Origin of the sequence: Mycolicibacterium sp. TUM20985, assembly GCF_030295745.1 — a bacterium.
In the GTDB taxonomy this organism is placed as follows: Bacteria; Actinomycetota; Actinomycetes; order Mycobacteriales; family Mycobacteriaceae; genus Mycobacterium.
The window spans coordinates 5,539,051-5,564,988 of the sequence record NZ_AP027291.1; the positions used below are offsets into that span (position 1 = coordinate 5,539,051).

The window sequence follows — 25,938 nt, forward strand, 5'->3', positions numbered from 1 at the left end:
TGACATAACTAGCCACTCGGCGCTGGATAGAGTCGGGCTGTGCGTGCTACCCGTCTCCTCGCCCGCCGGGCAACCCTCGGTCGCTCGGTCCGACTGCTCGGCGAGTTCCGCTTCGAACAGCGCGATCCGGCCCGGTTCTACGGTGCGCTGGCCGCCGACACCGTCGCCATGGTCACCTCGCTGTGGACGGCGACCCACGGCACCGCGCCGACGGGCCGCACGCTGCTCGACGTCGGCGGCGGCCCCGGTTACTTCGCGACCGCCTTCGAGGAAGCCGGCGTGGAGTACGTGGGCGTCGAGCCGGATGCCTCGGAAATGCATGCCGGCCCGGCCGGGGAGCGGGGCAACGGCACGTTCGTCCGGGCCTCGGGCATGGCGCTGCCGTTCGCCGACGACAGCGTCGACCTCTGCCTGTCCTCCAACGTCGCCGAGCACGTCCGGGATCCATGGCGGATGGGCCGCGAGATGCTGCGGGTGACCAGGCCCGGCGGGCTCGTCGTGCTGTCCTACACCGTGTGGCTCGGTCCGTTCGGCGGCCACGAGATGGGGTTGGCGCACTATCTCGGCGGTGCCCGGGCGGCCGAGCGGTACGCCCGCAGACACGGTCATCGCCCTAAGAATGACTACGGCTCGTCGTTGTTCGCGGTGTCGGCCGCCGACGGGCTGGACTGGGCCCGGAGCACCGGGATGCTGATCGCCGCATTTCCCCGCTACCACCCGCGATGGGCGTGGTGGATGACGCGGGTGCCCCTGCTGCGGGAGTTTCTGGTCAGCAATCTGGTGCTGGTGTTGCAACCGTCGTGAATACGAGAACTGCAACAGGTTCTCGTGTGACGGTTCGGTGGGTAATGTGACGGCCATGACACAGAGCACGGCCCTCAAGACATCCGCTTTCAACACCCAGTGGGACAAGCTGTTCATCGGTGGCAAGTGGGTCGAGCCGGCCACGTCCGAGGTCATCGAAGTGCATTCGCCCGCCACCGGCGAGCTCGTCGGCAAGGTGCCGATGGCCTCGGCGGCCGACGTCGACGCCGCCTGCATCGCCGCGCGCAAGGCGTTCGACGAGGGCCCGTGGCCGCACACCTCACCCGCTGAGCGCGCCGCCGTCCTCGGGGCCGCGGTCAAGCTCATGGAGGAGCGTGCCGACGAGCTGAAGTTCCTGCTCGCCGCCGAGACGGGACAGCCGCCGACCATCGTCGACATGATGCAGTACGGCGCCGCGATGTCGTCGTTCAATTTCTACGTCGGTGCTGCCGACAAGTTCACCTGGGAGGACATCCGCGACGGCATCTACGGCCAGACCCTGGTGCTCAAGGAGCCCATCGGCGTCGTCGGCGCGGTCACCGCGTGGAACGTCCCGTTCTTCCTCGCCGCCAACAAGCTGGGCCCCGCCCTGTTGGCCGGCTGCACCGTCGTGCTGAAGCCCGCCGCCGAGACGCCGCTGTCGGTGTTCGCGATGGCCGAGATGTTCGCCGAGGCCGGACTGCCCGAAGGCGTGCTGTCCATCGTGCCCGGCGGTGCCGAGACCGGACGCGCGCTGACCGCCAACCCGCTGCTGGACAAGTACACCTTCACCGGCAGCTCGGGCGTCGGCAAGGAGGTCGCCAAGATCGCGGCCGAGAATCTCAAGGCCTGCACCCTGGAACTGGGTGGCAAGTCAGCCGCCATCATCCTCGAGGACGCCGACCTGGATTCGACGCTCCCGATGCTGGTCTTCTCCGGGCTGATGAACTGCGGCCAGGCCTGCGTGGGCCAGACCCGCATCCTGGCGCCGCGGTCGCGCTACGACGAAGTGGTGGAGAAGCTGTCCGCCGCCGTGGCCGCGATGCCGATCGGCCTGCCCGACGACGCCGGCGCCATGATCGGCCCGCTGATCTCCGAGAGGCAGCGCGAGCGCGTCGAGGGCTACATCAAGAAGGGCGTCGAGGAAGGCGCCCGCATCGTCACCGGCGGCGGTCGCCCTGAGGGCCTCGACGGCGGCTGGTTCGTCGAGCCGACGGTGTTCGCCGACGTGGACAACTCGATGACCATCGCCCAGGAGGAGATCTTCGGGCCCGTGCTCGCGGTGATCCCGTTCGACGACGAGGACGACGCGGTGCGCATCGCCAACGACTCTGCCTACGGGCTGGCGGGCAGCGTGTACACCACCGACTTCCCGAAGGCGCTGGAGATCGCGAAGAAGATTCGCACCGGCACCTATGCGGTCAACATGTACGCCTTCGACCCGGGCGCACCGTTCGGCGGTTACAAGAACTCGGGCATCGGTCGCGAGAACGGCCCCGAGGGCATCGAGGCGTACTGCGAGTCCAAGAGCGTGCTGCTGCCGTTCGGCTACACGCCGTAGCTCGCTGGGCTAGAAGGCCTCCTCCGCCAGCTCCATCGCCGCCAGCTCGGTGGTGTCGATGGCGCGTCGGTCGGCACCGAGACGCGGCAGCACGTTCATCGCGAAGAACGTTGCTGCGGTGACCTTTCCGCGGTAGAAGGCACGGTCGCGATCGCCGGGCTGCCCGGCCAGCGCTGACGAGGCAATCTCGGCGTGCCACAGCAGCAGCCAGCCGATCAGCAGGTCACCGACGGCGAGCAGGAACGGTACCGACTGTAGGCCAACGCGATAGACCTCGGACGGCTCGTTGCTCGCCGCGACGTAGTAGCCCGTCAGCGTCGCGACCATGGCCCGCACGTCGGCGAGTGCGGTGGCCAGCACGGTGCGGGCGGCGGCCAGCTCGGGATGGCCGGCTGCACTCTCGACGAAGTCCCTTACCTGGTTCAGCACGTGGTCCAGCGCGACGCCACGATCGCGAGCGATCTTCCGGAAGAAGAAGTCCTGCGCCTGGATCGCCGTCGTGCCCTCGTACAGCGAGTCGATCTTCGCGTCGCGGACGTACTGCTCGATCGGATAGTCCCTCAGATATCCCGAACCACCAAGCGTCTGAAGCGATTCGGCAAGGTACTGATACGACCGCTCCGATCCGACCCCCTTGACGATTGGCAGCAGCAGGTCGTTGACGCGCCGCGCGACGTCGGGGTCGGCGCCCGACACCAGCTCCGCGACCACGTCGTCCTGATGCGCCGCGGTGTACAGGTAGAGCGCCCGCAGCCCCTCCGCGTAGGCCTTCTGCATCAGCAACGAACGGCGGACGTCGGGGTGGTGCAGGATGGTCACCTTTGGTGCCGTCTTGTTCGTCATCTGAGTCAGATCGGTACCCTGCACGCGCGTCTTGGCGAACTCGAGTGCGTTGAGGTACCCCGTCGAGAGCGTGGCGATGGCCTTGCCGCCCACGGCCATTCGCGCGAACTCCATGATCTTGAACATCTGCACGATGCCCTCGTGGCGGTCGCCCACCAGGAAGCCGATCGCGGGTCTGCCGTTCTGGCCGAAGGTCAGCTCGCACGTCGCCGACGCCGCCAGGCCCATCTTGTGCTCGAGGCCCGTGACGTAGACGCCGTTGCGCTCGCCGGGGGCCGCCGTCTCGGGATCGGGCATGAACTTCGGCACCAGGAACAGGCTGAGCCCCTTGGTCCCGGGCGCCGCACCAACGGGCCGCGCCAACACCAGGTGGGCGATGTTCTCGAAGAGGTCGTCGCAGTCCCCTGAGGTGATGAACCGCTTCACGCCGTCGAGATGCCACGTGCCGTCGGGCTGCTCCACCGCCTTGGTCCGCCCGGCACCGACGTCGGAGCCCGCGTCGGGCTCGGTGAGCACCATCGTTGCACCCCAATTGCGCTCGACCGCCAGTGCAGCCCAACGCTTCTGCTGCTCGTTGCCCACGTCGTAGAGGACGTCCATCATCGGCGGCCCGTCGAGGTAGAAGAAGGCCGCCGGAAGCCCACCGACGAGGAACTCGTTGATCGCCCACCTGACCATCGCGGGCGCGGGGACACCACCGATCTCCTCGGCCAGGCCGATGCGCGTCCACTCACCCCGCTGCCAGCTCAGCACCGACTCCTTGAAGGCCTGCGGCAGCGCCACCGAGTGCGTCTCGGGGTCGAACGTCGGCGGGTTCCTGTCACTCTCCTCGAACGACGCCGCGAGCGGGCCCTCCGCCTGACGGGCGGCCTCCGCCAACATGGCCTGAACGTCATCGGCGTCGAGACCGCCGAATCTACCGGTGGCGAGCGCCTTTTCGAGGCCGAGCACTTCGACCAGATTGAACGCCAGGTCCCGGACGTTGGCTTTGTAGTGGCTCACGGTGGCTAGAAGGCTCCTTCGTCGAGGTCCATCGTGGTCAGGTCGACCGATTCGATGATCTTGCGTTCGGCGGCCAGTCGCGGCAGCACGTTGTTGGCGAAGAACCTGGCCGCGGTGATCTTGCCGAGATAGAACGCGCGGTCGCGATCGGAGGGTTCACCATCGAGGGCGTCCAGGGCGATCTCGGCCCCCTGCAACAGCATCCAGCCGATGAAGAGGTCGCCGACCGCCAGCAGGAACGACACCGAGCCCAGGCCGACGCGGTAGAGGTCACGCGAATTCTGCTGAGAGGCAACCAGATAACTGGTCATCGTGCCGACCATCGCCTGGACGTCGGCCAGCGCCGTCGCCAGCCGCTTGCGGCAGTCGGCGAGTTCGGCGCGGGCCGATTCCGCCCCGAGGAACGACTGGATCTGACCTGCCAGATGCGCAAGCGCGCCACCCTGATCGCGGGCGATCTTGCGGAAGAAGAAGTCCTGCGCCTGGATCGCGGTGGTGCCCTCGTAGAGCGAGTCGATCTTGGCGTCGCGGATGTACTGCTCGATCGGATAGTCCTGCAGGAACCCCGAGCCACCGAAGGTCTGCAGGGACTCCGTCAGCGTCTGATAGGCCCGTTCCGACCCGACGCCCTTGACGATGGGCAGCAACAGGTCGTTGACGCGACCGGCCATCGAGGCATCCGCACCCGAGACCACGTCCGCCGCCGACACGTCCTGATGGGCGGCGGTGTAGAGGTACAGCGCCCGCAACCCCTCGGCGTACGCCTTCTGCGTCAGCAGCGCCCGTCGCACGTCGGGGTGGTGCAGGATGCTGACACGCGGTGCGGCCTTGTCGGTCATCTGAGTCATGTCGGCGCCCTGAATTCGCGTCTTCGCGTAGTCGAGCGCGTTCAGGTATCCGGTCGACAGGGTGCTGATCGCCTTGGTGCCGACCATCATTCGCGCGTATTCGATGATCTTGAACATCTGCGCGATGCCGTTGTGGGTGTCACCGACCAACCACCCGATCGCCGGCCGGCCGTTCTGGCCGAAGGTCAGCTCGCACGTCGCCGACACCTTCAGACCCATCTTGTGCTCGACGCCGGTGACGTACACGCCGTTGCGTTCGCCGGGTTCACCCGTCTCGGGGTCGGGCAGGAACTTGGGCACCATGAACAGCGAGAGTCCCTTGGTGCCCGGCCCGGCGCCCTCGGGTCTGGCGAGCACCATGTGGACGATGTTCTCGAAGAGGTCGTCGGAGTCACCGCTGGTGATGAAGCGCTTCACGCCGTCGAGGTGCCAGGTGCCATCCGCCTGTTCGACGGCCTTGGTGCGCCCGGCACCGACGTCGGATCCGGCGTCGGGCTCGGTGAGCACCATGGTGGCACCCCAGTTGCGCTCGACGGACAGTGCCGCCCAATGCTTCTGCTGCGCGTTGCCCTCCTCGTGCAGGATGCTCGCCAGCACCGGCCCCGCCAGATACATGAAGGCGGCCGGCTGCGCACCGAGCGGAAACTCGTTGATCGCCCACGACAACATCGAGGGGGCCGGTACGCCGCCGACGTCCTCCGAGAGACCGATCCGGAACCATTCGCCCTGCTGCCAGGCCCTGAACGACTTCTTGAACGGTTCCGGCAGCGTCACCGAGTGCGTTTCCGGATCGAACGTCGGCGGATGGCGGTCACATTCGGCGAACGACTCGGCCAGCGGCCCTTCGGCCAGCCGCGCGGCCTCGCTCAGCATGTCGCGGATCGAGGCCGCGTCCAGATCGCCGAACTCGCCGGATGCCAGCACCTTCTCGAGTTGAAGGACCTCGAAGAGATTGAATTCGAGGTCGCGCACATTGCTCTTGTAGTGGCCCATGATCTAGCGCCTTTCGCCATCGAAGTGCGCCACGAAGCGTAGTCCGTCGGTCCGGCGGCAACCAGGGAACTGGGCCGCCCGCCCGCCTACGACGGACTCGGCGAATATGTTTTCGACCATAGTCAGGGTGCCCGAGCGTCGTTCCAGTGTGATGAGGAATACATTCGTTGCGTGCCTGTGTTATGCGATTTATGCTCGGTTACATAGCTAGGGAGGCACCCATGTGGATCATTGAGATCAACGTCTTGGGCCGCAAGTTCACCCACACCGTCGGCGACGTCTCGGTGCCGTCCCTGCCCCCGCTGCGCGCCCCACGCGTGGCCCAGTGGAGGCACGGGAAACAGCGTCACCCGGGGGCCGCCGCCTGATGCCAGACCCCCCCAAGGTCGCCAATCCGCGCGGTTCGACCCGTCACCGGATGTTGGACACGGCCGTCGAGGTCCTGCGCGAGAAGGGCGCCGCGGGCGTCACGATCGACGAGGTGCTGGCGCGCAGCGGCGCACCCCGCGGTTCGGTGTACCACCACTTCCCCGACGGCCGAAGCCAGTTGCTCACCGAGGCGCTGCTGTACGCCGGCGATGCGATCACTGCCGTCATCGACGACGCCGCCGCACAGGGGTACCTCCCGCTGGTGCGACAGTTCGTCGCGTTCTGGGAGCGCACGCTCGCCGAGAGTGACTTCGCTGCAGGCTGCCCGGTGGTGGCTGCAGCGATCGGTTCGGCAGGCGACGATCCCGCCCTGACCGCAATCGCGGGTGACATCTTCGACCGCTGGCGGGTTGCACTCACCCGTGCGTTCGTCGCCGATGGGTTCGACGAGGCCGACGCCGGATCGCTGGCGATGACCTGCATCGCCGCACTGGAGGGTGCCGTGGTGCTGTGCCGCGCGACCCGCACCATCGAGCCACTGCGCGAGGTCGCGCTGCAGATCGAATTCCTCATCAAGTCAAGGGAATTCGTGCACCGCTTCGGGCTGCCCTCCGCCGGGCGCTAGGCGGCTCTTGCCCAACGCGCACAGACGAAGTCGGCGTTGCGGCCCACGTCGCGCAGCACCCATTCGGAGTGCAGCGGCAGTACCTGGGCGCCCGCGCCGAGCGAGCACGGCGCATACGTGATGACCATCTCGTCGATCAGCCCTGCCGCAACGAACTGCGCCGCGACGACGCCACCGCCGACGACCCAGACGTCCCTGCCCGCCGCGGCCGAGGCCAATGTCGGCGCCAGCTCGGCGACTTCACCGGTGAACGTCTGCACGGGATGACCATCGGCGATGACGTCGGACCGGTGGGTGAGCACCCACGTCGGCTGCTCGTACATCCAGTCACCGGGATGGTTCGTCAGAATCCATTCGTAGGTGGCCGACCCCATCACCAGTGCCCCCACGTCATCGGCGAAGGCTTCGTAGCCGAACGGGCCCTTGGCGTCGACTGACCGTGAGGTGAGCCAGTCGAGGCTGTTCGCCTCGTCGACCACGAAACCGTCCAGGCTCGACGCGGTGTAGTACACGAATCCCATGTCAGCTCCTTCGCATCCAGTCCAACGGGTCACCGCGTCCCGCCAGGACACCGTGCCGGGCAAGCATCGTCCGGGCCAGCTCCCGCCGGTGCGCCGCATACGTCAGCACATGCGCGACGATGCCGTACAGCTGGAACGACTCCGGCGGATCGCACAGAGCGTCGATCACGGTGTCGCCCATTCGACCGTCCGCGGCAACCTCGCCCACCATCGACGTCCACCGGGCGGATACCGCAGCATGGTCGTCGGCGAGCCGGGCGGCAGCCCGAAGCCGGGGACACTCGGGCTGGTCGCGTCCCTCGATGCTGGCGAGCCAGACCTCCTTCGACCACACGATGGCGCCGAGCACCGCGCCGACACTGGGCTCCTCCCCATCCCAGTCGAGGACCACCTGTCCCGGTGAAAGACGTTCTCCCCATTGCTCTTCGGTCAACTCGGCGGCCGCACCGATCAGGTACGCGGTGTCGGCCACGTCGTGCGCCACCATCAGGTGGGAGACCTCAGGCGAGGTGGTGTCGTCCGCGCTGTCCAACCAGAGCGACCCCGGCGGATGGAAGTGCAGCCCGTTCGGTGCGGCCAGGCGGAACGCGACGTCACGCGCCTGCGACGGTGGCACTCCGTACGCGCGCCGAAAGGCGCGGGAGAAGACCTCGGGTGACGACCACCCCTCCTCGGCCGCCACGGCCGCGACACCCTCGCCCCGTTGCAGTCGCCATGCGGCCCGCTCCAGCATGACGCGCCGACGCATCGCCGCGGGTGGTTCACCCGTCGATCGGCTGACCTGGCGGGAGAAGTGAAACGGGGACGTGAAGCTGCTGCGCGCCATCTCGGTGACGTCGGCATGGTCACCACCGACGACGGCGTCGAGCAACTCTCGCAGGCGGTCTCGACGCAGAGATCGCAGCGACTCCGGGGAAGAACTCAGCGGATCGCTCACAATCACCGAGTATGGTCCGGCGCTGCGCAGCGCGACATGACGATTCCTGCTCTCACCGCCGCACTAGACTCGGAACCCTAGTGAGCGAATTCGATGCACTGTGCGCCAATGACGGCGATCTCGCTGATCTTCGCAAGGGGATCAGGGAGTTCCTGGCGGCCGACCGCGACTCCTTCGGGTGGACGCCGGCGGTGGACTGCTGGCTGTCCAGCTGGGACACCGCGTTCAGCATCCGGCTCGCCGAGGCCGGTTTCATCGGCCTGACCATCCCCGTCGAATATGGCGGCCGCGCCCCGGCGGACGGGTCGGGGTATCTGCACCGCTACGTGGTGACCGAGGAACTGCTCGCGCACGGCGCACCGGTGGGCGCACATTGGATCGCGGACCGCCAGGTCGCCCCCGGCCTGCTGGCGTACGGGACCGAGGAGCAACGACGGCGCTTGCTGCCACTCATCGCGGCGGGACGGCTGTACTCCGCGATCGGCATGAGCGAGCACGGCGCGGGCTCCGACCTCGCGGCCGTCCAGTCCAGGGCCACGCGCGACGACGACGGCTGGGTGCTCAACGGCACCAAGGTGTGGACCAGCGGCGCGCACCTCGCCCATCAGATCGTCGTGCTGGTACGGACCAGCCCCCTCGATACCGAGCATCGTCACGCCGGCTTCAGCCAGTTCATCGTGCCGACCGACCTGCCGGGGATCACCATCAGCCCGATCGTGTTGATGAACGGTGAACACCACTTCAACGAGGTGCTGTTCGACGACGTCCGGTTGACCGATCACGACGTCCTCGGCCAGATCGGCGCCGGCTGGCACCAGGTCACCTCCGAGTTGGGGTTCGAACGCAGTGGGCCCGAGCGTCTCCTGTCCACGGCGACCATGCTGTTCGAGATCGTGGCGGCCCTGCGCCGGCGCGACGTCGACGACCGGACCGCCGCCGCCGTCGGCGATCTGGTCGCCAGGATGATCTCGCTCCGTCAGCTGTCCATCTCCGTTGCCCGAGCCCTGACCGCAGGGCAGGACGCGAACACGCGAGCGGCCCTGGTCAAGGACGTCGGCACCCACTTCGAGCAGGAGTCCGTGGAACGCGCCGCCGACCTCGTCGACCTCGTCGACGGCCCCGAGGGTGTCCGCCTCCGGGAGCTACTGGACACCGCGCGGGTACATGCGCCGCTGTTCACCCTGCGCGGGGGCACCAACGAGGTGCTGCGCGGCCTGGTCGCCAAGGCGGCCCGGTGAGCGACGAACTGGAACAGCTGATCGAGGAGATCGGACAACGGTCCGCCGATGCGCGCGTCGGACGGCACGGCCTGCCGGAGGCGTTCGACGACGACCTGTGGCGTGTTCTCGAGACCTCGGGGTTGACCAGGCTGACCAGCGCTCAAGGCGCCGGGCCGGCCGAAGCGGCCGTCGTCCTCGGCGGCCTGGCTCGGCATGCGGCAGCCGTACCGATCGCCGAGACGGACGTCCTCGCCGCGTGGTTGGCGGCGACCGCGGAGCTGACGGTTCCGGACGACGGCCCGCTGACGGTGGCGGTCGCCGACGTCGAACCGCACGGCGACCGGATCACCGGGACCGCCGTGAACGTGCCGTGGCCCGCGGCGGGACCCGTCGTCCTGGCCGCGCGCTCGGCCGACGCGACGTTCGTCGCGGTGCTCGATCGGGCGTCGGCGACGACCCACAACCTGGCCGGCGAGCCCCGCGGTGACGTGCCGTTCGACCTGTCCACGGCTGACGTCATCCGACTCCCCCGCGACGTCGCCGACGAACTTCAGCGGCGTGGGGCGTGGGCGCGGTGCGTGCAGATCGTGGGCGCCTTCGACGCCGCGGTGCACCTGACCGCTGCGCACACCAGGGAACGGAAGCAGTTCGGCCGGCCCCTCAGCGCATTCCAGGCCGTAGCGCACTCCCTGGCCGCGATGATCGGTGAAGTCGAACAGGCCCGGGCTGCAACCACCTTGGCGATCGCCGCGGCCAACGAGCACGGCTTCGACAGTCCGCGCGCCGACGTGGCCGTGACCGTCGCGAAGGTGACCGTGGGGCGCGCGGTCGGCCCGGTGACCACGATTGCGCATCAGCTGCACGGGGCCATCGGCGTCACCGCCGAGCACCAACTCTGGCTGGCCACGATGCGTGCGCGGAGTTGGGCCGACGAGTTCGGCACCACGGGTCAGCACGCCGCCCGGCTCGGCCGGATGGCGCTCGGTGCCGACGAGGCGTGGGCCCTGGTCGTCGGCTCCTAACCGACGCGGCCCTCCGCGTCGACGTCACACCGTTTCTGTGATGTGGACAACTGTGCGTTACGCCAGCGGACCGGCACTATGGTGAGTTATGACCAAATTGACGTCGACGACACTTGTCGCCTTCGCGGCGGCCACCGTCGGCGTGGGATTGCTGTTCTCCTCGGTATCGGTGGCCGCACCGCCCGCGTCGGCAGCGCCCCCGGACACCGCGATGTCCGTGATGCCGCTGTCGAGTCAGTGGCGCGCCTGCGACGGTACCGACCTCCGGTGGGTCAGGGCGGTTGGCTACGTCCGGGGCACAGCCCACATGGGCGTGGACTCCGGCAGCATCGTCACCACCGTCGACATGGCAACCGCCACCCCCAACACCCACTACGACGTGCGTGTGATCCAGGTTCCCCGCTCCCCGATGGGGTGCACGGCGGGCGCGCCCGGCGTGATAGTCGGCGGCCTGGATACCGACGCGACGGGGGCTGGCACCACGACGGTCCGCGGTCCCGTCGAATCAGGTGCGACCGGGGCGTGGGTCATGGTCGAACGGCCGTCGGGTTCCTCACAGACACCGGCCGAGTTCTACTCGTCGGAGTTCGTCAAGACCTTCTAGCTGGCGATTACCGCCTGCACACCCGCCCCGGGTACTCTCTCGAACTAGAACACGTTCTACTTCTTGCAGGGGGCACTAGTGAACGCGGACGACATCGACCCTTCCGAGGTCGAACCGAGCGCAGTCACCAAGTGGGACCCGGGCCTCACCGAACGGGTCATGGCGTGGCTCCGGCCGTTGATCAAGGGCTACCACCGCGCCGAGGTGCTCGGACTCGACGACTTCCCGCAGGGTGGGGCCCTGGTCGTCGGCAACCACTCGGGCGGACTGTTCGCCATGGACGTGCCGGTATTCGCCACGGGCTTCTACGAGAGGTTCGGCTTCGACCGGCCCGTCTACACGCTGAGCCACGACATCATCTTCACCGGCCCGACCGGTGAGTTCTTCCGCAAGACGGGCTTCATCCCAGCCAATCACCACAATGCCGACGAAGCTCTGCGCTCCGGAGGCGTCGTCGTCGTGTTCCCCGGTGGCGACTACGACGTCTACCGTCCCACCCTGGCCGAGAGCAAGATCGACTTCGACGGGCGCACCGGCTACGTGCGGGCCGCGCTCAACGCCGGCGTGCCGATCGTGCCCTCGGTGTCCATCGGGGGCCAGGAGGCGCAGCTGTTCCTCTCCCGCGGTGAATGGATGGCCAAGACCCTGCGACTCGACAAGCTGTTGCGGGTGAAGATCCTGCCGATCTCGTTCGGCTTCCCGTTCGGTCTGTCCGCCGTGCTCCCGGTGAACGTCCCGCTGCCGACGAAGATCGTCACCCAGGTGCTCCCGCCGATCGACGTCGTCGCCCAATTCGGTGACGACCCCGACATCGACGAAGTCGACGCACACGTCCGCCGTCTCATGCAGCAGGCGCTCGACGAGCTCGCCAAACGACGACGACTCCCAGTCCTCGGCTGACCGCGATGGCGATCACCGACCGCATCACCGGCCCACTCGGTCTGCTGACCACGATGGCGCGGGCCGGTGTGATCGCCCCGCTGCGGCCCGACAAGTACGTGCGGATCGCCGCCGCGATGGTGCGCGAGAACATGGGCATCACATCGGGTTTCGCGAGCGCTGCCCAGCGCTGCCCGGACCGGACCGGCCTGGTGGACGAGCTCGGTTCGCTGACGTGGCGCCAGATCGATCAGCGGGCCGACGCGTTGGCGGCCGCATTGCAGAATCTGCCCGGCGGCGCACCGCGCGTCATCGGGATCATGGCGCGCAATCACCGCGGCTTCGTCGAATCGCTGGTCGCGGCCAACCGGATCGGTGCGGATGTGCTGCTGCTCAACACGTCCTTCGCGGGACCCGCTCTCGCCGAAGTCGTTTCGCGGGAGAAGGCCGATGCGGTCGTCTACGACGAGGAATTCGCACCCACGGTCGACCGCGCGCTCGCCGATCGTCCCGACGCGGTGCGGATCGTGGCGTGGACCGAAACGCCGCAGCGCGGTCTCACCGTCGAGGGGTTGATTGGCGCGCACATCGGTGAACACCCGCGGCGGGCAGAGGGCAGGTCCAAGGTCATCCTGCTGACGTCCGGGACGACGGGAACTCCCAAGGGCGCCAGCCACTCCGGCGGCAGCCCGATGACGCTCAAGGGAATCCTGGACCGAACCCCCTGGCGGGCAGAGGAAGTCACCGTCGTCGTGGCACCGATGTTCCACGCGTGGGGCTTCTCGCAGCTGGCATTCGCGGCGTCCCTTGCGTGCACGATCGTCACCCGTCGAAAGTTCGACCCCGAGGCGACGCTCGCGCTCGTCGACGAGCATCGAGCGACCGGATTATGCGTCGTCCCAGTCATGTTCGACCGGATCATGGCCCTACCCGACGACGTTCTGGACCGGTACAGCGGACGCTCGCTGCGGTTCGCCGCCGCATCCGGTTCTCGGATGCGGCCCGACGTCGTCACCAGTTTCATGGACCGCTTCGGCGACGTCGTCTACAACAACTACAACGCCACCGAGGCGGGCATGATCGCCACCGCGACGCCCGCCGACCTGCGCGCGGCGCCCGACACCGCGGGCCGACCCGCCGAGGGCACCGACATCCGGATCCTCGACGCCGACCGCCGGGAGGTGCCCACCGGCGACGTGGGCACGATCTTCGTGCGCAACTCCACGCAGTTCGACGGCTACACCTCGGGTGCCACCAAGGACTTCGACGACGACTACATGTCCAGCGGCGACGTCGGTTACGTCGACGACGCGGGCCGACTGTTCGTGGTGGGCCGCGACGACGAGATGATCGTCTCGGGCGGCGAGAACGTCTACCCCATCGAGGTGGAGACGACGCTGGCGGCCCACCGGGAGGTCACCGAGGCGTTCGTCCTCGGCGTGGACGACGAGCAGTACGGCCAGCGGCTGGTGGCCTTCGTGGTACTGGCCACCGGCGCGGCCGCCACTGCCGACGACCTCAAGGGCCACGTTCGCGAGAATCTGGCGAACTACAAGGTCCCCAGGGACATCGTGGTGCTCGCCGACCTGCCTCGAGGCAGCACTGGCAAGATCTCACGACGTGACCTTCAAGCGCTCCTTCCCCCGGATGCCGATGGCCCTCAGACGTCGTAGGCGCTACCCGCTGCTGCGGGCCGCCGCGGAGGTCGTGAACGCAGCCAACGCCGTGCGCCCGCTGGGCCGGGAGGGGTACGTCACGCTGCCGGTGTTCGCGTTCGGCTGGCCGACCGGTGAGGCCGCGCCCGTGGTGGCGGGTGCGTCGATGCTCGACGCGGTCCGACGGGGTCTGCGTGGCGACTTCGCGGGGCCGCGCGGCCGGATCGCGTTGGCCCTGACGGTCTTTGCCTGGGGCCTGCTGGGTCGTGTGTACTACCGCAGCTGGAAGTCTCAGGACTTCTTCGAGGAGCCGCTTCGCATGGCGCTCGGCGACGACTACGCGGAGATCGCCGCCAAGGAGGAGCGTCGCCGTCGCCGCGGCGGGGTGCTGCGCACGTCGTGGGCGCGACGCCAGTACGTCAAGAAGACCGACATCATCCGCTACGGCCCGCACCGAGCCAACGTCGCCGACGTCTGGCATCGCGCCGACCTCCCTCGCGACGGGAAGGCACCCGTGCTGCTGCAGGTACCCGGCGGCGCATGGGCGATCGGAATGCGACGCCCGCAGGCCTACCCACTGATGACCCACATGTCCGAACGCGGGTGGATTTGCGTGTCGATGGCCTACCGGGTGAGCCCGCGCCACACCTGGCCCGCCCACATCGTCGACGTGAAGCGCGCGCTGGCCTGGGTGAAGGAGAACATCGCCGACTACGGCGGCGACCCCGACTTCGTGGCGATCACCGGCGGATCGGCGGGCGGCCATCTGACCGCGCTGGCGGCGCTGACCCCCAACGAGCCGCAATGGCAACCGGGTTTCGAGGCGGCCGACACGTCGGTGGTGGCGGCGGTGCCGATCTACGGCCGCTACGACTGGTTCTCCCGCGAGGGGTCCGGTCGAGGAGAGTTCATCGCCATCCTGCAGCGCTACATCGTGAAGAAGCGGTTCGCCGGAAACCGGCAGCTGTACCTGGATGCGTCACCGATCACCAAGGTCCGCACCGACGCGCCACCGTTCTTCGTCCTGCACGGCACCGACGACTCCATCATCCCGGTCGGCGAGGGCCGGGAGTTCGCCGACGCGCTCGGCCAGAAGTCCGACGACACCGTCGTCTACGCCGAAATCCCGCACGCGCAGCACGCATTCGACTTCTTCGGCTCACCCCACGGGCACTACACCGCGATCGCGGTCGCGCACTTCCTCGACTGGGTCAAGGCCAAGCGCCATTAGGGCAGGACGGTGTGCATCAACATGACGTTGTATGCCGACCACAGCGAAAGGTTGTAGTACAGCTCCTTACCCGTCGACCAGGGATGCAGGTACGGCGCGTAGATACCCCCGGGGAACTGCCCGGACGTCACCAACACCTGTTCGGGACTCCACGGTCCCTGCGGGGTCGGCGACGTCCGCATCACGACGTCGTTGGCTCCGTTGCAGTACAGCGCGAGGTACTGCTTGAGATAGGTGTTGTACTGCGCCGACATCTCGCCCACCGGGCCGGGAATCACCGGGGTCGCCGCCGCCGGGTTGCCAGGGACCCACGACCCGTTGTCTGAGTTCCAGTATTCGTACTTCGTCAGGTCGGGGATGAAACCCGGCGAGACGCGCGCCACGTAGGCCGCGCCGCCGCGACCGTTCGGCGTGCCATACGTGTACAGGTACTGATCTCCGGGCCCCGGCTTGAGGAAGGCCCCCATCTGGAACTTCTCATTGCCCGCCCCCGGCGTGCGGATGGTGCCCGGGTAGACACCCCAGGTCTCCCCGTTGTCGGGCGACATCGCGATCGCCGAGTAATTGGTGGACCACGCGCCGTTGGCGTCCCAACTCCTGATGGACATGAAGTTCAGGTACTGCTTCCCGCCCGCCGAGATGCCCGCCGTCGGGATGATGCCGGTCTCCTGCGGCGCCTGCCCGATGGTGTTGATGATCTGCTTGGAGATGCCCGGCCGCCATACGGGCGATCCCGAATACTTATTGGCGACAACGCCATTGGGTACGGCGATGGTGTTCGCCAAAGAACGGTCCTGGCTGCGGAAGAGCGCGTTGTACCGCCACTGCTTACCGGGGATGCCGCAGAAGCCGTTGGTGTCACCGAAGGCCATCAGCACCTGGTTGTTGGCGGGGTCGCCGTTGTCCCACATGATCCCGAGGTCGGTCCCAGTGATGGCGAACTTCTCGACGGTGTCGTTGGGGCTGTCCGGCCCGGTGACCCACCCCACGAGCGACGTCCCCGGCGGAGCGGTGGACACCGGCGCGGGCGCGGCTACCGGCGCGGGAGCTGGCTGCACCGCGGCGGGTTGCTGCGGGGTGGCCGCACCGGCGGGATTTGGCGAGGGCACGACAGCGGCTTGCTGGCGGACCGGCGCGACGGGCGGTGGAGTGAGCGCCTTGAGCAGGGCGGGCAACAGTCCCAGTTTCGGCAGTGGCGCTGCATCGTTCGCACCGGCAGGCTTGTGTCCGATCGGTCGGTTGAAGGGCGCTATGCCCGAGGGACTGGGAATCTCGAATGCCTGACCGGGCAGCGGCTGGGCTGCCGCGGCGGCCCCCTCACACGGTTCCGCGTTTGCCAGTGGTGCGACGCCGAGGACCGCGCACAATCCGACGGCAGCCGCCGACGCGATCGATGCGGAGGCGATTCGACGACCCGGCGACATGTCACACCTTTCACAGGGGACGTCGCGGTGACGTCGACAGCTAACAAACTGTGACGATAGTGACTAATGGGACTGTTGTGCCCAATGTGTGCCGGCTTGGTATCCGTCCGTGACCGTGTCGCAACCAAAGCGGAGCAAACCAACCGGCGCGATCGCGCCGGCCGACTCAGGGCGCCATCACCCCTTCGACGACCGTCAGCTCCGCCGAAAGCCCTGCCGCATGCCGAATCTCGATGAACGCCTGCACCATCGCATCGGTCAGCTCGTGCGCATCCTCGAGTGTCGCTCCGTCAGAGAGCACCGAGATGTTCAACTGGTCGACGTAGCTCCACACCGTGATGTTGAGCCCGCTGCCGGTCGTGAGCGGACCCACCGAGTAGATCTCGGTCACCAGCGCGCCGCCGACACGGCCGTGCTCGCGAGGGCCCGGGACGTTGCTGATGGGCAGGTTGAGCACCTTGTTCTGCCCATCCTTGTTGGCCAGCCACCGGAACATCGCCTCGGCGGGGGCAGGCGGAAAGTATGCCGACCACCGGCTCACCAGTTCCGGACCCATCAGGTGGTGCGTCTCCTTGGCCGACACCGCGGCGTCGTGTACGGCCTGCACTCGCTCGAGCGGATCCGCCATCTCCACCGGAAGCGTCATCATCACACCGGTGAAGTAGTTGCCCGAGATGCGATCGCGCGAGAAGTCGAAACTCACTGGGACGGAAGCCAACAGCGGGTGGTCGGCACGTCCGTCGTACTTCTCCAGAAGCCGCCGCAATGCCCCGGCCGAGATCGCCAGGACCATGTCGTTGATGGTCACGCCCAGATGCTTGCCGGTCTCCTTGACGTCGGCGAGTGACAACGTGGCCGTCGCGAACCGGCGAGTCCCGTCGACCATGTGGTTCATGAAGCTGGGCGGTGGGGTGAATGGGCGCGTCAGCTCCGGGCCCAACTTGCGCGAGCTCTCGTGCACCCGGCTCATCCCCTGCGCCGTATACCGCATCACGCTCGGCAGCCGTCCGATCTGGCGGAGGTGATCGCCGAAGGCCGTCCGGACGAGTTCCCCCTTGGTCGGCGCCGGATCGGTGGCGTAGGAATCCCGGTCGTCGGGAGCCGTCTGGAGATCCATCCCCCGCGCCATCAGATTGGCCGACGCGACACCATCGGCGAGCGCGTGGTGGATCTTGCCGAGCACCGCAATCCGGCCGTCGGCGAGACCCTCGATGAAGTACATCTCCCACAGCGGGCGGGCGCGATCCAACGGCGTGCTGGCAATCTCACCGACGGCGTCGTCGAGCTGGCGCCGCCCGCCCGGGCTCTCCACCCGGTATGGCCGGATGTGGTATTCCAGGTCGACTTCGCAGTTCTCCCGCCACATCGGATGGTGGAACTTGAAGGGGATGTCGACCAGTTCGTAGCGGAACGGATAGAGCTTGTGCAGCCTGCCGTGGATGACCTTGCGGAAGTCGTCGATGCCGAACGTCCGGTCGCCGAGCTCGTCGAGCGCGATCACCGCCAGTTTCAGCGTGTGCATGTGCACCGTCGGCGTCTCGCTGTAGAGGAGTACCGCGTCCCACCCGCTGAGCCTCTTCACGCAGCTATATAACCGCCCTTGTCCCGTTGATCATCTGGTTTCGATGAACTTCGTTGAGGAACAAGCCAATTGCGGTGGCCATCGACCCGGTGCGGGCGCCGTCGGTCATGTCGAAACCGTGTCCGGCGCCCGGCAGCTCGACGTAGCCGACGACGGAGCGCGAGTCACCCCGCAGCTTCTCGACGAAGTCCCTGGCCTGCTGCACCGGGATGATGGTGTCCGCGCTGCCGTGGATGACGAGGAACGGTGGCGCCTCGGCGTGCGTGCGCGCGATCGGTGACGCCTTGCGGTAGATCTCGGGATGCCTGGCGATTCGGCGCTTCACGACGACCCGTTCCAGGAAGTCGACGAACTGCACCCGCTCGACCGACGAGCGGTCCTCCCAGTCGTAGCGACCGTAGATGCCGACGACGGCGTCCACGGAGGTGTCCGAACCGGCGGGTAGCTCCGTCTGCGCCTCGGGGTCGTTGGGCGTGAGACCGGCCAACGCCGCCAGGTGTCCACCGGCCGAACAGCCCGCCAACGCGAGGAAGTTGCGGTCGCCGCCGAACTTGTCCACGTTCGCGTGCGCCCATGCGATCGCCGTCTTGACGTCGGTGAGGTGCTGCGGCCAGCGGTGATGCGGCGCGACGCGGTAGTCGATCGAGAGGCAGACCCACCCCATCTCGGCCAGGTGGGACATGAGGGCGTAGCCCTGCAGGATCCGGCTGCCGTGCACCCAGGCGCCGCCGGGCACGAACAACAGCACCGGTGCCGGTTGTGCGGGCAGCTCCTTGGGCCGCCACACGTCCAGCACCTGAGAAGGGCTGTCGCCGTAGCGAACCGACGTGCGGTACACGTTGCGACGGTGCTCGAGCGCCTTCCAGACGGGTGGAGTGCGCTGAGGTGCAGGCCATTCGACGTCGAGGGTCTTCATGGGCATCACGTTCCGCAGCGCCGCCTCGGTGACGGCGTTGGTGACGTCGCGCTCGCGCTTCTTCACCTCGCCGATGCCGGGGGTGAACCACGACTTCACCGCGGCGCTCACAAAGCTCGGGGTCTGACGAACGCCCCAGATGCTCATCGCGGTGGCGCCACCGAGGGGTTCGAGGTATCGGCCGACCAGTGGCAACGTCGCCGCCGCAACGCTCATCGCCAGCATGTGGTCGGCCGGGCCGGCCCTGAGCAGCCAGCGCAACCGGGTGGTCTTCGTCGGGCCGGGGTACCGGGTATCCGGTCGTGCCGTCATTGAGCGACCGTACCCCGTGAACCGCGGGTACACGACACATGACCAAAGTTGTCTACCAATCCCCGGCCCACGGTGGTTAAGTCGATGGTGTGGGCAACTCAGCGTTAGCGATCACCGACGAACACCGCGAACTCGCCAATGCGGCGAATGGTCAGCTCAACAGGCTCAAGAGCCGAGTCGCAGCAAGGGCCACCCTGGACGGGGACTCCAATCACCCCGCCGACCTGTGGTCGGCCGCGGTGGCCGTCGGCTGGCCGGGGCTGGCCATTCCCGAGGAATACGGCGGGTCCGGTTTCGGCCTGTCGGAGTTGGCCGTCGTGCTGGAGGCCCAGGGCCGCGAACTATGTCCGGGCCCCTTCCTGCCGAGCGTGTCGGCCGCGGTGGTGATCGACCGCTGCGGTGACGATGTGCTCAGAACACAGCTAATGCCGGGGCTGGCCGACGGCAGCGTCGTCGGCGCCGTCGGACTGGCCGGCAGCGTCACCATCGGATCGGATCTGACGGTGACGGGTGAGAGCCCCGTCGTGCTCGGTGCGCCGGATGCCGACCTCCTCGTCCTCGTCGCGGGAGATGACGTCATCGTCCTGGACGCGAAGGCCGACGGTGTCACGGTGACGGCCCTGCCGGCATTGGACACCACCCGCAGCGTCGGATCGGTGAGGCTCAGCGGCGTGACGGTCGGCCCCGAGCGCGTGCTCCGCGGTGCCACCCGACGGGCGCGAACCGCGTTCCGCACGCTGGCTTCGGCCGAAGCCGTCGGAATCAGTTGGGCCGCTTTGGAGATGGCGGTGGAATACGCCAAGGTGCGCGAGCAGTTCGGCCGCACCATCGGCACGTTCCAGGCGGTCAAGCACCACGCCGCGAACATGCTCGTCGGCGCCGAGCAGACCACGGCGGCCAGTTGGGATGCCGCCCGCGCCGACGATCTCGACGGCGCCTGGTTCGCCGCGGCCGTGGCCGCGGCGCATGCCGGTCAAGCGTCGGTGGCCAACGCGGAGTGCAACATTCAGTTGCACGGCGGGATCGGGTTCACCTGGGAGCACGATGCGCACCTCTACCTGCGCCGGGCCCGCACGCTCGCCGCGATCATCGCCGACGGGGCCGACCCCCTCGTCGACATCGTCGAGGCGCAGCGCAGTGGACAGGCCCACGGCGCCTCCTTCACCTTGCCCGAGGAGGCCGAACGATTCCGCGCGCCCGCGCGCGAGGCCGTCGCCACGTGGGGTGGCCTGCCCGCCGAGAAGCGCCGCGACTTCCTGGTGGACTCCGGCTACCTGGTGCCGCACTGGCCGAAGCCCTGGGGCCGGGACGCCGGAGTGCTGGAGCAGTTGATCATCGAAGAGGAATTCGGTCCCGGGGCGACGGGGGTAAGAGGTGGCGTCGAGCGCGCCGACATGGGCATCACGGGCTGGGTCACGCTGACGATCGCCCAGGCAGGAAACGACGAGCAGCGCGAACGCTGGGTCGAACCGGTCCTGCGCGGCGAGGTGATGTGGTGCCAACTGTTCTCCGAGCCCGGCGCCGGTTCCGATGCCGCCGCGGTGCGTACGTCGGCCAAGAAGGTCGACGGCGGCTGGCTGATCAACGGCCAGAAGGTATGGACCAGCCTGGCGCACCAATGCCAGTGGGGGTTGGCCACCGTCCGCACCGATCCCGACGCCGCCAAGCACGCAGGCGTCACGATGGTCGCAATCGACATGGCGGCCCCCGGGGTGACGATCAATCCGCTCCGGGGCCTCACCGGTCACGCCCACTTCAACGAGGTCTTCTTCGACGACGTCTTCGTGCCCGATTCCGACGTCGTCGGCGAGGTGAACCGCGGCTGGCTGGTGGCCCGCGCGACACTCGGAAACGAACGCATCTCGATCGGTGGCGGTTCGTCGGCACCCACGGGATTCACGCTCGAAGCTCTGGTCAAGCTGCTCGACGGCGGGTCGGCCGAGACCTCGGCGGCCTACGTGCGGCGGGTGGGTGAGGTGATCGCCGGGGCCCACACGCTACGGCTGCTCAACCTGAGGCGGGTCACCCGCGCCATCGCGGGCGCCGAGCCGGGACCCGAGGGGAACGTCACCAAACTGCTCCTGGCCGAGCAGTCCCAGCGACTGACCGAGCTGGGCATGGAGCTGGCCGGGTCGGCCGCCGTCGTCGGGCAGACCCCCGAGCTGACGACGACCTACCTGGGCAACCGCGCGATGACGATCGCGGGCGGCACCTCGGAGATCACTCGCAACACGATCGCCGAACGCATCCTCGGACTGCCGCGGGATCCGCTGCTGAAGTAGTCCTTCGGGGGGTGGCCTGCGGACACGGTATGACGTCGATGCCGGTTACGTTACGGCCGCAGACGTGGCGAGACGTGAGCGGCTGTGCCAAGCTCTGTGTCCGTGACGAGCAAATTCGGCCGCGTAACCGATGTGGTAATCGGGTACGCGCCGAACATGCGACGGGCTAGGTATTCGTGACTGATTCCGGTGGGTCCCCCTCCGCTGGCAAGCGTGCTCCCGACCTTGCCTCCGTTCTCGCGGCGCTCGATAAACCCTTCCAGGACGCCGACTGCAAGCGTCAACTCCGCCGGGCTCATCGGCGGGGAATCCTCACCCTGGTGATGGTCTTCCTCCTCGTCGGCGGCGTCATCCAGTTGTTCACCGCGACCCCCGAGACCCGAACCCGGGTCGACGGTGGCAGCCGCGCCAGCGTCGTGTTCAGCAATGCGGGGACCGGTACGTGCCTGAGCTGGCCCCCGGACGCACCCGAGAAGCCGTCCTTCGTCCAGTGCCGCTCAGACCACATGTTCGAGGTCGCCAAGCCCGTCGACATGAACAGCTTCGGGGAACCCTGCCAGCTCGCGGTGCGGGAGTATCTCGGCACCCGCTACGACCCGAACAGCCGGTTCACGATCAGCGTGCTGTGGGCCGGCGATGCAGACCCCGCCGTCACCGGTGACCGGAACCTGTTGTGCGGACTCCAGCTCCTCGGCCCCGAGGGCAAGCCCATCCCCTTCAAGGGCCGCATCGTCGACCTCGATCAGTCGAAGGTCTGGCCGGCGGGTACCTGCCTCGGCATCGATTCGTCGAACCGCTCGACCGACATTCCCGTCGACTGCTCGGTCCCGCACGGCCTGGAGGTCACCGGTGCCGTCGGCCTTGCCGAACGATTCCCGGGAGGCGCGCCGTCCGACCAGGACCAGCGCGCGTTCATCGGCCAGGCGTGCACTCGCGCCGCCGACGCCTACCTGGCGCCGGGCAAGCTGACCACCCTGGGGCTGGCCCTCGGGTACGACACGGTGTCACCAGCCAGTTGGGCGGCGGGCAGCCGCCAGGTCTCCTGTGGCGTCGGCAAGCCCGCCGAGCAGGGGTGGACGCCCACGTCGGGCAGCGTCAGGACCCTGTCACCCGCCGATCTTCCGCCGCCGGGGACACCGTCGCCGACGACCGCCACGTCGGACACGCCCCCGCCGGCGCCACCGCCACCGCCGGTCTACGAAGAGCCGCTGATTCCGGTGGGTGCGCCGCCCACCGAGGTGCCGCCGCCGGCGACCCCCACCCCGACCGCGGAGCCTTCCCCGACCTCAGCGGAACCGCCGCCGCCGCAGGGCCCGCCGCCGGGACCCGCGACTCCACCTAGCGAGACTCCCCCGGAGCCAGACCCTGGGATTCTGCAGCTCCCCGGGCTGCCGCCGATCACGCTGCCCGGTTACGTCCCACCGGAGCCCGCCCCGCCCGCGGCGTGACCCGCTGTAGAAGGCGCACGCTCGACGGCTAGCGCACCGCCGCCCGACCGCGGATGCGGCCCAGGCCCATCAGTGCGACGAGCGTGGCGAGGAGCAACACCGTGGTGCATGCGGCTGCCTGGAAGGCCTGACCGCGGTCGGTGAGCGCGAAGATGGTCACGGGCAACGTCTTCCACGTGGCGGGATACACCATCACCGTCGCGCCGAGTTCACCCATCGACAGTGCGACCGCGAGGCCCGCCGCGGCGCCCAGTGCCGGAAGCAGCAGTGGCAGCGTGATGCGGGTCAGCACCCGAACCGGTCCTGCCCCAAGCGATTCCGCAGCCTGGCGGTAGGCCGGGTCGAGCCGGTCGAGAGCCGCGGAGACGGCGCTGAACGAGAACGCCAGCACCAGGACGGCATGAGCCAGGATCACGATCCACCGGGTGCCGCCGAGGAGGAGCGGTTGCGTGTTGAAGGCGATCAGCAGGCCCAGACCGATGGCCACCGACGGCACCGCGATAGGCAGATGGAACATCGCGTCGGTGATGCGGCTCAGCCAGGACGGTGACTCACGCGCCGCGAGTGCGGCCCACGCCCCGAGCACCAGGGCGAGTCCACCGGCGACGAACGCGGTCTGCAGGCTCACCGACACACTGGCCAGGTTCTCCCCCGACATTGCATCGCCGAGGTGACCCAGGCCAAGGTTCGACGGCAGGGCGCCCGTCCACGAGCCTGCCAGCCCGGCCAGCGCGACCGTGGCGAGTGGCGCGACGAAGACGCCGAACACGACGACGGTGAAGATGCCGACGAGGATTGCCCTACTTTTCTTGGTCCACAACAACATCGGTATCGCCTCCTCGACGGTTCATCGCGCGGGCGAAGACCACGCGGTACAGGGTGTACAGGGCCAGCGACAGGGCGATCTGCACGGTGGCGATCACCGCTGCTCCGGGCAGGTCGAAGGTCACGATGCCGCGGGTGTAGATCAGCACCGGCAGCGTGGTCACACCCTTCGCGCCGGTGAACAGGACGATGCCGAACTCGTTCAACGTCAACAGCAACACCAGGCTGCCGCCCGCCATCAGCGCGGGCCACGCCTCGGGCATCACCACCGCGCGCAGCACCCGCAGAGGTGAGGCGCCCAGGCTCGCCGCGACGTCGAGCTGAGCCCTCGGCAACGTCGAGAACGATGCCAATAGCGGCCGGATGACGAACGGCGTGAAGAAGGTGATCTCCGCGGCCACGACGCCGGCTGGGGTGTAGAGGAAGTTGAGCGCGGGCGTCGGATCACCCGTGACACCGGCGATCGCCGCGTTGACCGCGCCCGCTGTGCCGTACAGGAACGTGAACGCCAACGTGATGAGGAACGACGGCAGCGCGAGCACGGTGTCGATCAGGCGCCCGACGAGGGAGCTGCCTGGAAACGGCACGAACGCCAACACGACGGCGAGGAACGTCCCGAGCACCAGACATCCGATGGTCGACGTCGCGGCGATCGCGACGGTCCGCCACAGCGCACTCAGAAACGCCTCCGACGAGAGCACTGAACCCCATGTGCCCCAACCATGTTCGGTATCGCTGATCTTCGTCGACTCCAGACACACCCGGATCAACGGATACACCGCCACCAGCACGACGATCGCCAGCGGCGGGACCGCCCACCACGCGGCCCACGACCGCGGCGGCGCCGGTCGATCCGGGGCGTCTGCCGTCGGCTCCAGTAGCGCGGTCACGGGGCGTGAACCAGCACACCGGCGGGTTCGGGGAACCGCAGCCCGATCTCCGTACCGATGTCGAACGTCGTCGCGCCCGGCACGTCGACGTCGATCAGCTGATCTGATAGCCCGTGCACCGACAGGACCAGCCGGGTGTTGGCTCCCCGCCAGACGGCGGCCCTGACCGTGGCACGCAGCGCATCGCGATCACCGAGGCCGACGACCTTCACCGCATGCGGCCGAATGCACAACAGCGCCTTGGACTCCGGCGCCCAGTCGATCCGGCCGACGGCGGGTTGCGGCGCCTCCGCGCTGACCGTCTTGTGCGCGACGCTGACGAGCGCCGACGTTCCGATGACGCGTCCGATGGTGCAGGGAATCAGATTGGCACCCCCGAGGAACGCGGCGGTGAAACTCGTCGGCGGCCGCTTCCAGAGGCTCTCGGCGGTGCCGACGTCCATCAGCCGCGCATCGTTCATGACGACGATCCGGTCTGCGAGCGCCAGCGCCTCGCTCTGGTCATGCGTGACGTACAGCATCGCCGTGTCGGGCAATGCCTCCTTGAGCCGTTGCAACTCCGCGAGCATGGACTGCCGAAGCTGGGCGTCCAGCGCCGCCAGCGGTTCGTCGAGCAGCAACACCCTCGGCCTGATCGCCAGCGCCCGCGCGATGGCGATGCGCTGCTGCTGTCCGCCGGACAGCTCACGGGGCAAGCGCTTTCCGAACGCGGCCATCCCGACCATGTCCAACGCCTCGGCGACCCGGCCGTCGATCTCCCCGCGCGGCACGCGGTGCGACTTCAATCCGAAGGCGACGTTGTCGGCGACCCGCATGTGTGGGAACAGTGCGTAGGACTGCAGCACCACGCCGATCCCCCGCCTGGCTGGAGGCAGGTCGGTGACGTCACGGTCCGCGAGCCGAACCGCCCCCGTCGTGGGGCGGACGAACCCGGCAAGCGCGTTCAGCGCGGTGGACTTGCCGGAACCGCTCGGGCCGAGCAAGGCGACCGTCTCGCCCGTCGCGACGCGCAGGTTGAAGTCGATGAGCGCGCGCGTCGTCCTCTTACCGCGGCCGTACGAGACACCGACGCGGTCGAACGTGATTGCGGCCGTGACGGCTTCGGTCTCTTCGCGTTCGCGGGAACCGACCGCCTCGCTCGTCTGCCCTGCGCGAGTATCGACCAT

At 68.2% G+C, this 25,938-nt stretch carries 22 protein-coding genes; 12 read left to right on the plus strand and 10 right to left on the minus strand.

Annotated features, from left to right (window positions below):
• Window positions 1-39 precede the first annotated feature (39 nt).
• Window positions 40-804 carry a class I SAM-dependent methyltransferase gene (locus QUE68_RS26920; RefSeq protein WP_284229717.1) on the plus strand — a complete coding sequence of 255 codons (765 nt, stop codon included), beginning with the start codon at window positions 40-42 and terminating at the stop codon, window positions 802-804.
• Between the two features lie 55 nt (window positions 805-859).
• On the plus strand, window positions 860-2,344 hold the full coding sequence (locus QUE68_RS26925) for an aldehyde dehydrogenase (protein WP_284229719.1): 1,485 nt from the start codon (window positions 860-862) through the stop codon (window positions 2,342-2,344).
• A 9-nt stretch (window positions 2,345-2,353) separates the two neighbouring features.
• On the opposite strand, the gene QUE68_RS26930 is transcribed toward QUE68_RS26925, so the two are convergent.
• Window positions 2,354-4,189, minus strand: a complete 1,836-nt coding sequence (locus QUE68_RS26930; RefSeq protein ID WP_286274705.1) for an acyl-CoA dehydrogenase — start codon at window positions 4,187-4,189, stop codon at window positions 2,354-2,356.
• A gap of 5 nt (window positions 4,190-4,194) precedes the next feature.
• On the minus strand, window positions 4,195-6,030 hold the full coding sequence (locus QUE68_RS26935) for an acyl-CoA dehydrogenase (RefSeq protein WP_286274706.1): 1,836 nt from the start codon (window positions 6,028-6,030) through the stop codon (window positions 4,195-4,197).
• Between the two features lie 221 nt (window positions 6,031-6,251).
• Between QUE68_RS26935 and QUE68_RS26940 the strand changes: the two genes are divergently transcribed.
• Both QUE68_RS26940 and QUE68_RS26945 read left to right on the plus strand, forming a co-directional pair.
• On the plus strand, window positions 6,252-6,398 hold the full coding sequence (locus QUE68_RS26940) for a hypothetical protein (RefSeq protein ID WP_284229725.1): 147 nt from the start codon (window positions 6,252-6,254) through the stop codon (window positions 6,396-6,398).
• Window positions 6,398-7,024, plus strand: a complete 627-nt coding sequence (locus QUE68_RS26945; RefSeq protein WP_286274707.1) for a TetR/AcrR family transcriptional regulator — start codon at window positions 6,398-6,400, stop codon at window positions 7,022-7,024. The genes QUE68_RS26940 and QUE68_RS26945 overlap by 1 nt, the downstream gene beginning before the upstream one ends.
• Here QUE68_RS26945 and QUE68_RS26950 read toward each other — a convergent pair.
• Both QUE68_RS26950 and QUE68_RS26955 read right to left on the minus strand, forming a co-directional pair.
• A complete protein-coding gene (locus QUE68_RS26950) occupies window positions 7,021-7,545 on the minus strand; it encodes a dihydrofolate reductase family protein (protein ID WP_286274708.1) in 525 nt (174 codons plus the stop codon). The two genes, QUE68_RS26945 and QUE68_RS26950, sit on opposite strands and share 4 nt — an antisense overlap.
• 1 nt (window position 7,546) lies before the next feature.
• Window positions 7,547-8,482 carry a helix-turn-helix domain-containing protein gene (locus QUE68_RS26955; RefSeq protein ID WP_286274709.1) on the minus strand — a complete coding sequence of 312 codons (936 nt, stop codon included), beginning with the start codon at window positions 8,480-8,482 and terminating at the stop codon, window positions 7,547-7,549.
• A gap of 80 nt (window positions 8,483-8,562) precedes the next feature.
• Between QUE68_RS26955 and QUE68_RS26960 the strand changes: the two genes are divergently transcribed.
• The 6 genes from QUE68_RS26960 (at window position 8,563) to QUE68_RS26985 (ending at window position 15,093) form a co-directional block, all read left to right on the plus strand.
• The gene (locus QUE68_RS26960) at window positions 8,563-9,720 is read left to right on the plus strand and encodes an acyl-CoA dehydrogenase family protein (RefSeq protein ID WP_284229733.1); all 1,158 of its coding nucleotides are present in this window, start codon (window positions 8,563-8,565) and stop codon (window positions 9,718-9,720) included.
• Complete coding sequence (locus QUE68_RS26965) at window positions 9,717-10,724, plus strand: acyl-CoA dehydrogenase family protein (RefSeq protein ID WP_286274710.1); 1,008 nt, start codon at window positions 9,717-9,719, stop codon at window positions 10,722-10,724. Before QUE68_RS26960 ends, QUE68_RS26965 begins: the two co-directional genes overlap by 4 nt.
• An 88-nt stretch (window positions 10,725-10,812) precedes the next feature.
• Complete coding sequence (locus QUE68_RS26970; protein ID WP_286274711.1) at window positions 10,813-11,328, plus strand: hypothetical protein; 516 nt, start codon at window positions 10,813-10,815, stop codon at window positions 11,326-11,328.
• A 159-nt stretch (window positions 11,329-11,487) separates the two neighbouring features.
• Complete coding sequence (locus tag QUE68_RS26975) at window positions 11,488-12,228, plus strand: 1-acyl-sn-glycerol-3-phosphate acyltransferase (protein ID WP_284231421.1); 741 nt, start codon at window positions 11,488-11,490, stop codon at window positions 12,226-12,228.
• 5 nt (window positions 12,229-12,233) lie between these two features.
• Window positions 12,234-13,880 carry an acyl-CoA ligase FadD12 gene (gene fadD12 / locus QUE68_RS26980; RefSeq protein ID WP_284229736.1) on the plus strand — a complete coding sequence of 549 codons (1,647 nt, stop codon included), beginning with the start codon at window positions 12,234-12,236 and terminating at the stop codon, window positions 13,878-13,880.
• A complete protein-coding gene (locus QUE68_RS26985) occupies window positions 13,861-15,093 on the plus strand; it encodes an alpha/beta hydrolase (RefSeq protein WP_286275956.1) in 1,233 nt (410 codons plus the stop codon). The genes fadD12 and QUE68_RS26985 overlap by 20 nt, the downstream gene beginning before the upstream one ends.
• On the opposite strand, the gene QUE68_RS26990 is transcribed toward QUE68_RS26985, so the two are convergent.
• The 3 genes from QUE68_RS26990 to QUE68_RS27000 all read right to left on the minus strand — a co-directional run bounded on the left by QUE68_RS26990 (window position 15,090) and on the right by QUE68_RS27000 (window position 19,327).
• Window positions 15,090-16,517 (minus strand): DUF4185 domain-containing protein, encoded by a 1,428-nt coding sequence (locus QUE68_RS26990; protein WP_286274713.1) that lies wholly within the window; start codon window positions 16,515-16,517, stop codon window positions 15,090-15,092. The two genes, QUE68_RS26985 and QUE68_RS26990, sit on opposite strands and share 4 nt — an antisense overlap.
• Before the next feature lie 166 nt (window positions 16,518-16,683).
• A complete protein-coding gene (locus QUE68_RS26995) occupies window positions 16,684-18,099 on the minus strand; it encodes a WS/DGAT/MGAT family O-acyltransferase (protein ID WP_286274714.1) in 1,416 nt (471 codons plus the stop codon).
• A gap of 4 nt (window positions 18,100-18,103) precedes the next feature.
• Window positions 18,104-19,327 (minus strand): alpha/beta hydrolase, encoded by a 1,224-nt coding sequence (locus QUE68_RS27000; protein ID WP_284229742.1) that lies wholly within the window; start codon window positions 19,325-19,327, stop codon window positions 18,104-18,106.
• Between the two features lie 89 nt (window positions 19,328-19,416).
• Between QUE68_RS27000 and QUE68_RS27005 the strand changes: the two genes are divergently transcribed.
• Complete coding sequence (locus tag QUE68_RS27005) at window positions 19,417-21,609, plus strand: acyl-CoA dehydrogenase (RefSeq protein ID WP_286274715.1); 2,193 nt, start codon at window positions 19,417-19,419, stop codon at window positions 21,607-21,609.
• Window positions 21,610-21,785: 176 nt separating this feature from the next.
• Window positions 21,786-23,057 (plus strand): septum formation family protein, encoded by a 1,272-nt coding sequence (locus tag QUE68_RS27010; protein WP_286274716.1) that lies wholly within the window; start codon window positions 21,786-21,788, stop codon window positions 23,055-23,057.
• A gap of 28 nt (window positions 23,058-23,085) precedes the next feature.
• On the opposite strand, the gene QUE68_RS27015 is transcribed toward QUE68_RS27010, so the two are convergent.
• The 3 genes from QUE68_RS27015 to QUE68_RS27025 are packed head-to-tail and all read right to left on the minus strand — an operon-like array spanning window position 23,086 to window position 25,938.
• Window positions 23,086-23,883, minus strand: coding sequence for an ABC transporter permease (locus QUE68_RS27015; protein WP_286274717.1), 798 nt, complete (start codon window positions 23,881-23,883; stop codon window positions 23,086-23,088).
• Window positions 23,858-24,772 carry a 2-aminoethylphosphonate ABC transporter permease subunit gene (locus QUE68_RS27020; RefSeq protein ID WP_286274718.1) on the minus strand — a complete coding sequence of 305 codons (915 nt, stop codon included), beginning with the start codon at window positions 24,770-24,772 and terminating at the stop codon, window positions 23,858-23,860. The genes QUE68_RS27015 and QUE68_RS27020 overlap by 26 nt, the downstream gene beginning before the upstream one ends.
• Complete coding sequence (locus tag QUE68_RS27025; protein ID WP_284234220.1) at window positions 24,769-25,938, minus strand: ABC transporter ATP-binding protein; 1,170 nt, start codon at window positions 25,936-25,938, stop codon at window positions 24,769-24,771. The genes QUE68_RS27020 and QUE68_RS27025 overlap by 4 nt, the downstream gene beginning before the upstream one ends.

Bases quoted from the DNA above. Each gene is read 5' to 3' on its own strand.
- QUE68_RS26945 (WP_286274707.1), top strand. From the start codon at position 6,398: ATGCCAGACCCCCCCAAGGTCGCCAATCCGCGCGGTTCGACCCGTCAC.
- QUE68_RS26975 (WP_284231421.1), top strand. From the start codon at position 11,488: ATGGCGTGGCTCCGGCCGTTGATCAAGGGCTACCACCGCGCCGAGGTG.
- QUE68_RS26970 (WP_286274711.1), top strand. From the start codon at position 10,813: ATGACCAAATTGACGTCGACGACACTTGTCGCCTTCGCGGCGGCCACC.
- fadD12 (WP_284229736.1), top strand. From the start codon at position 12,234: ATGGCGATCACCGACCGCATCACCGGCCCACTCGGTCTGCTGACCACG.
- QUE68_RS26925 (WP_284229719.1), top strand. From the start codon at position 860: ATGACACAGAGCACGGCCCTCAAGACATCCGCTTTCAACACCCAGTGG.
- QUE68_RS27025 (WP_284234220.1), bottom strand. From the start codon at position 25,938: ATGGTCGATACTCGCGCAGGGCAGACGAGCGAGGCGGTCGGTTCCCGC.
- QUE68_RS27015 (WP_286274717.1), bottom strand. From the start codon at position 23,883: ATGTTGTTGTGGACCAAGAAAAGTAGGGCAATCCTCGTCGGCATCTTC.
- QUE68_RS26950 (WP_286274708.1), bottom strand. From the start codon at position 7,545: ATGGGATTCGTGTACTACACCGCGTCGAGCCTGGACGGTTTCGTGGTC.
- QUE68_RS26985 (WP_286275956.1), top strand. From the start codon at position 13,861: ATGGCCCTCAGACGTCGTAGGCGCTACCCGCTGCTGCGGGCCGCCGCG.
- QUE68_RS26940 (WP_284229725.1), top strand. From the start codon at position 6,252: ATGTGGATCATTGAGATCAACGTCTTGGGCCGCAAGTTCACCCACACC.
- QUE68_RS26935 (WP_286274706.1), bottom strand. From the start codon at position 6,030: ATGGGCCACTACAAGAGCAATGTGCGCGACCTCGAATTCAATCTCTTC.
- QUE68_RS27000 (WP_284229742.1), bottom strand. From the start codon at position 19,327: ATGACGGCACGACCGGATACCCGGTACCCCGGCCCGACGAAGACCACC.
- QUE68_RS26990 (WP_286274713.1), bottom strand. From the start codon at position 16,517: ATGTCGCCGGGTCGTCGAATCGCCTCCGCATCGATCGCGTCGGCGGCT.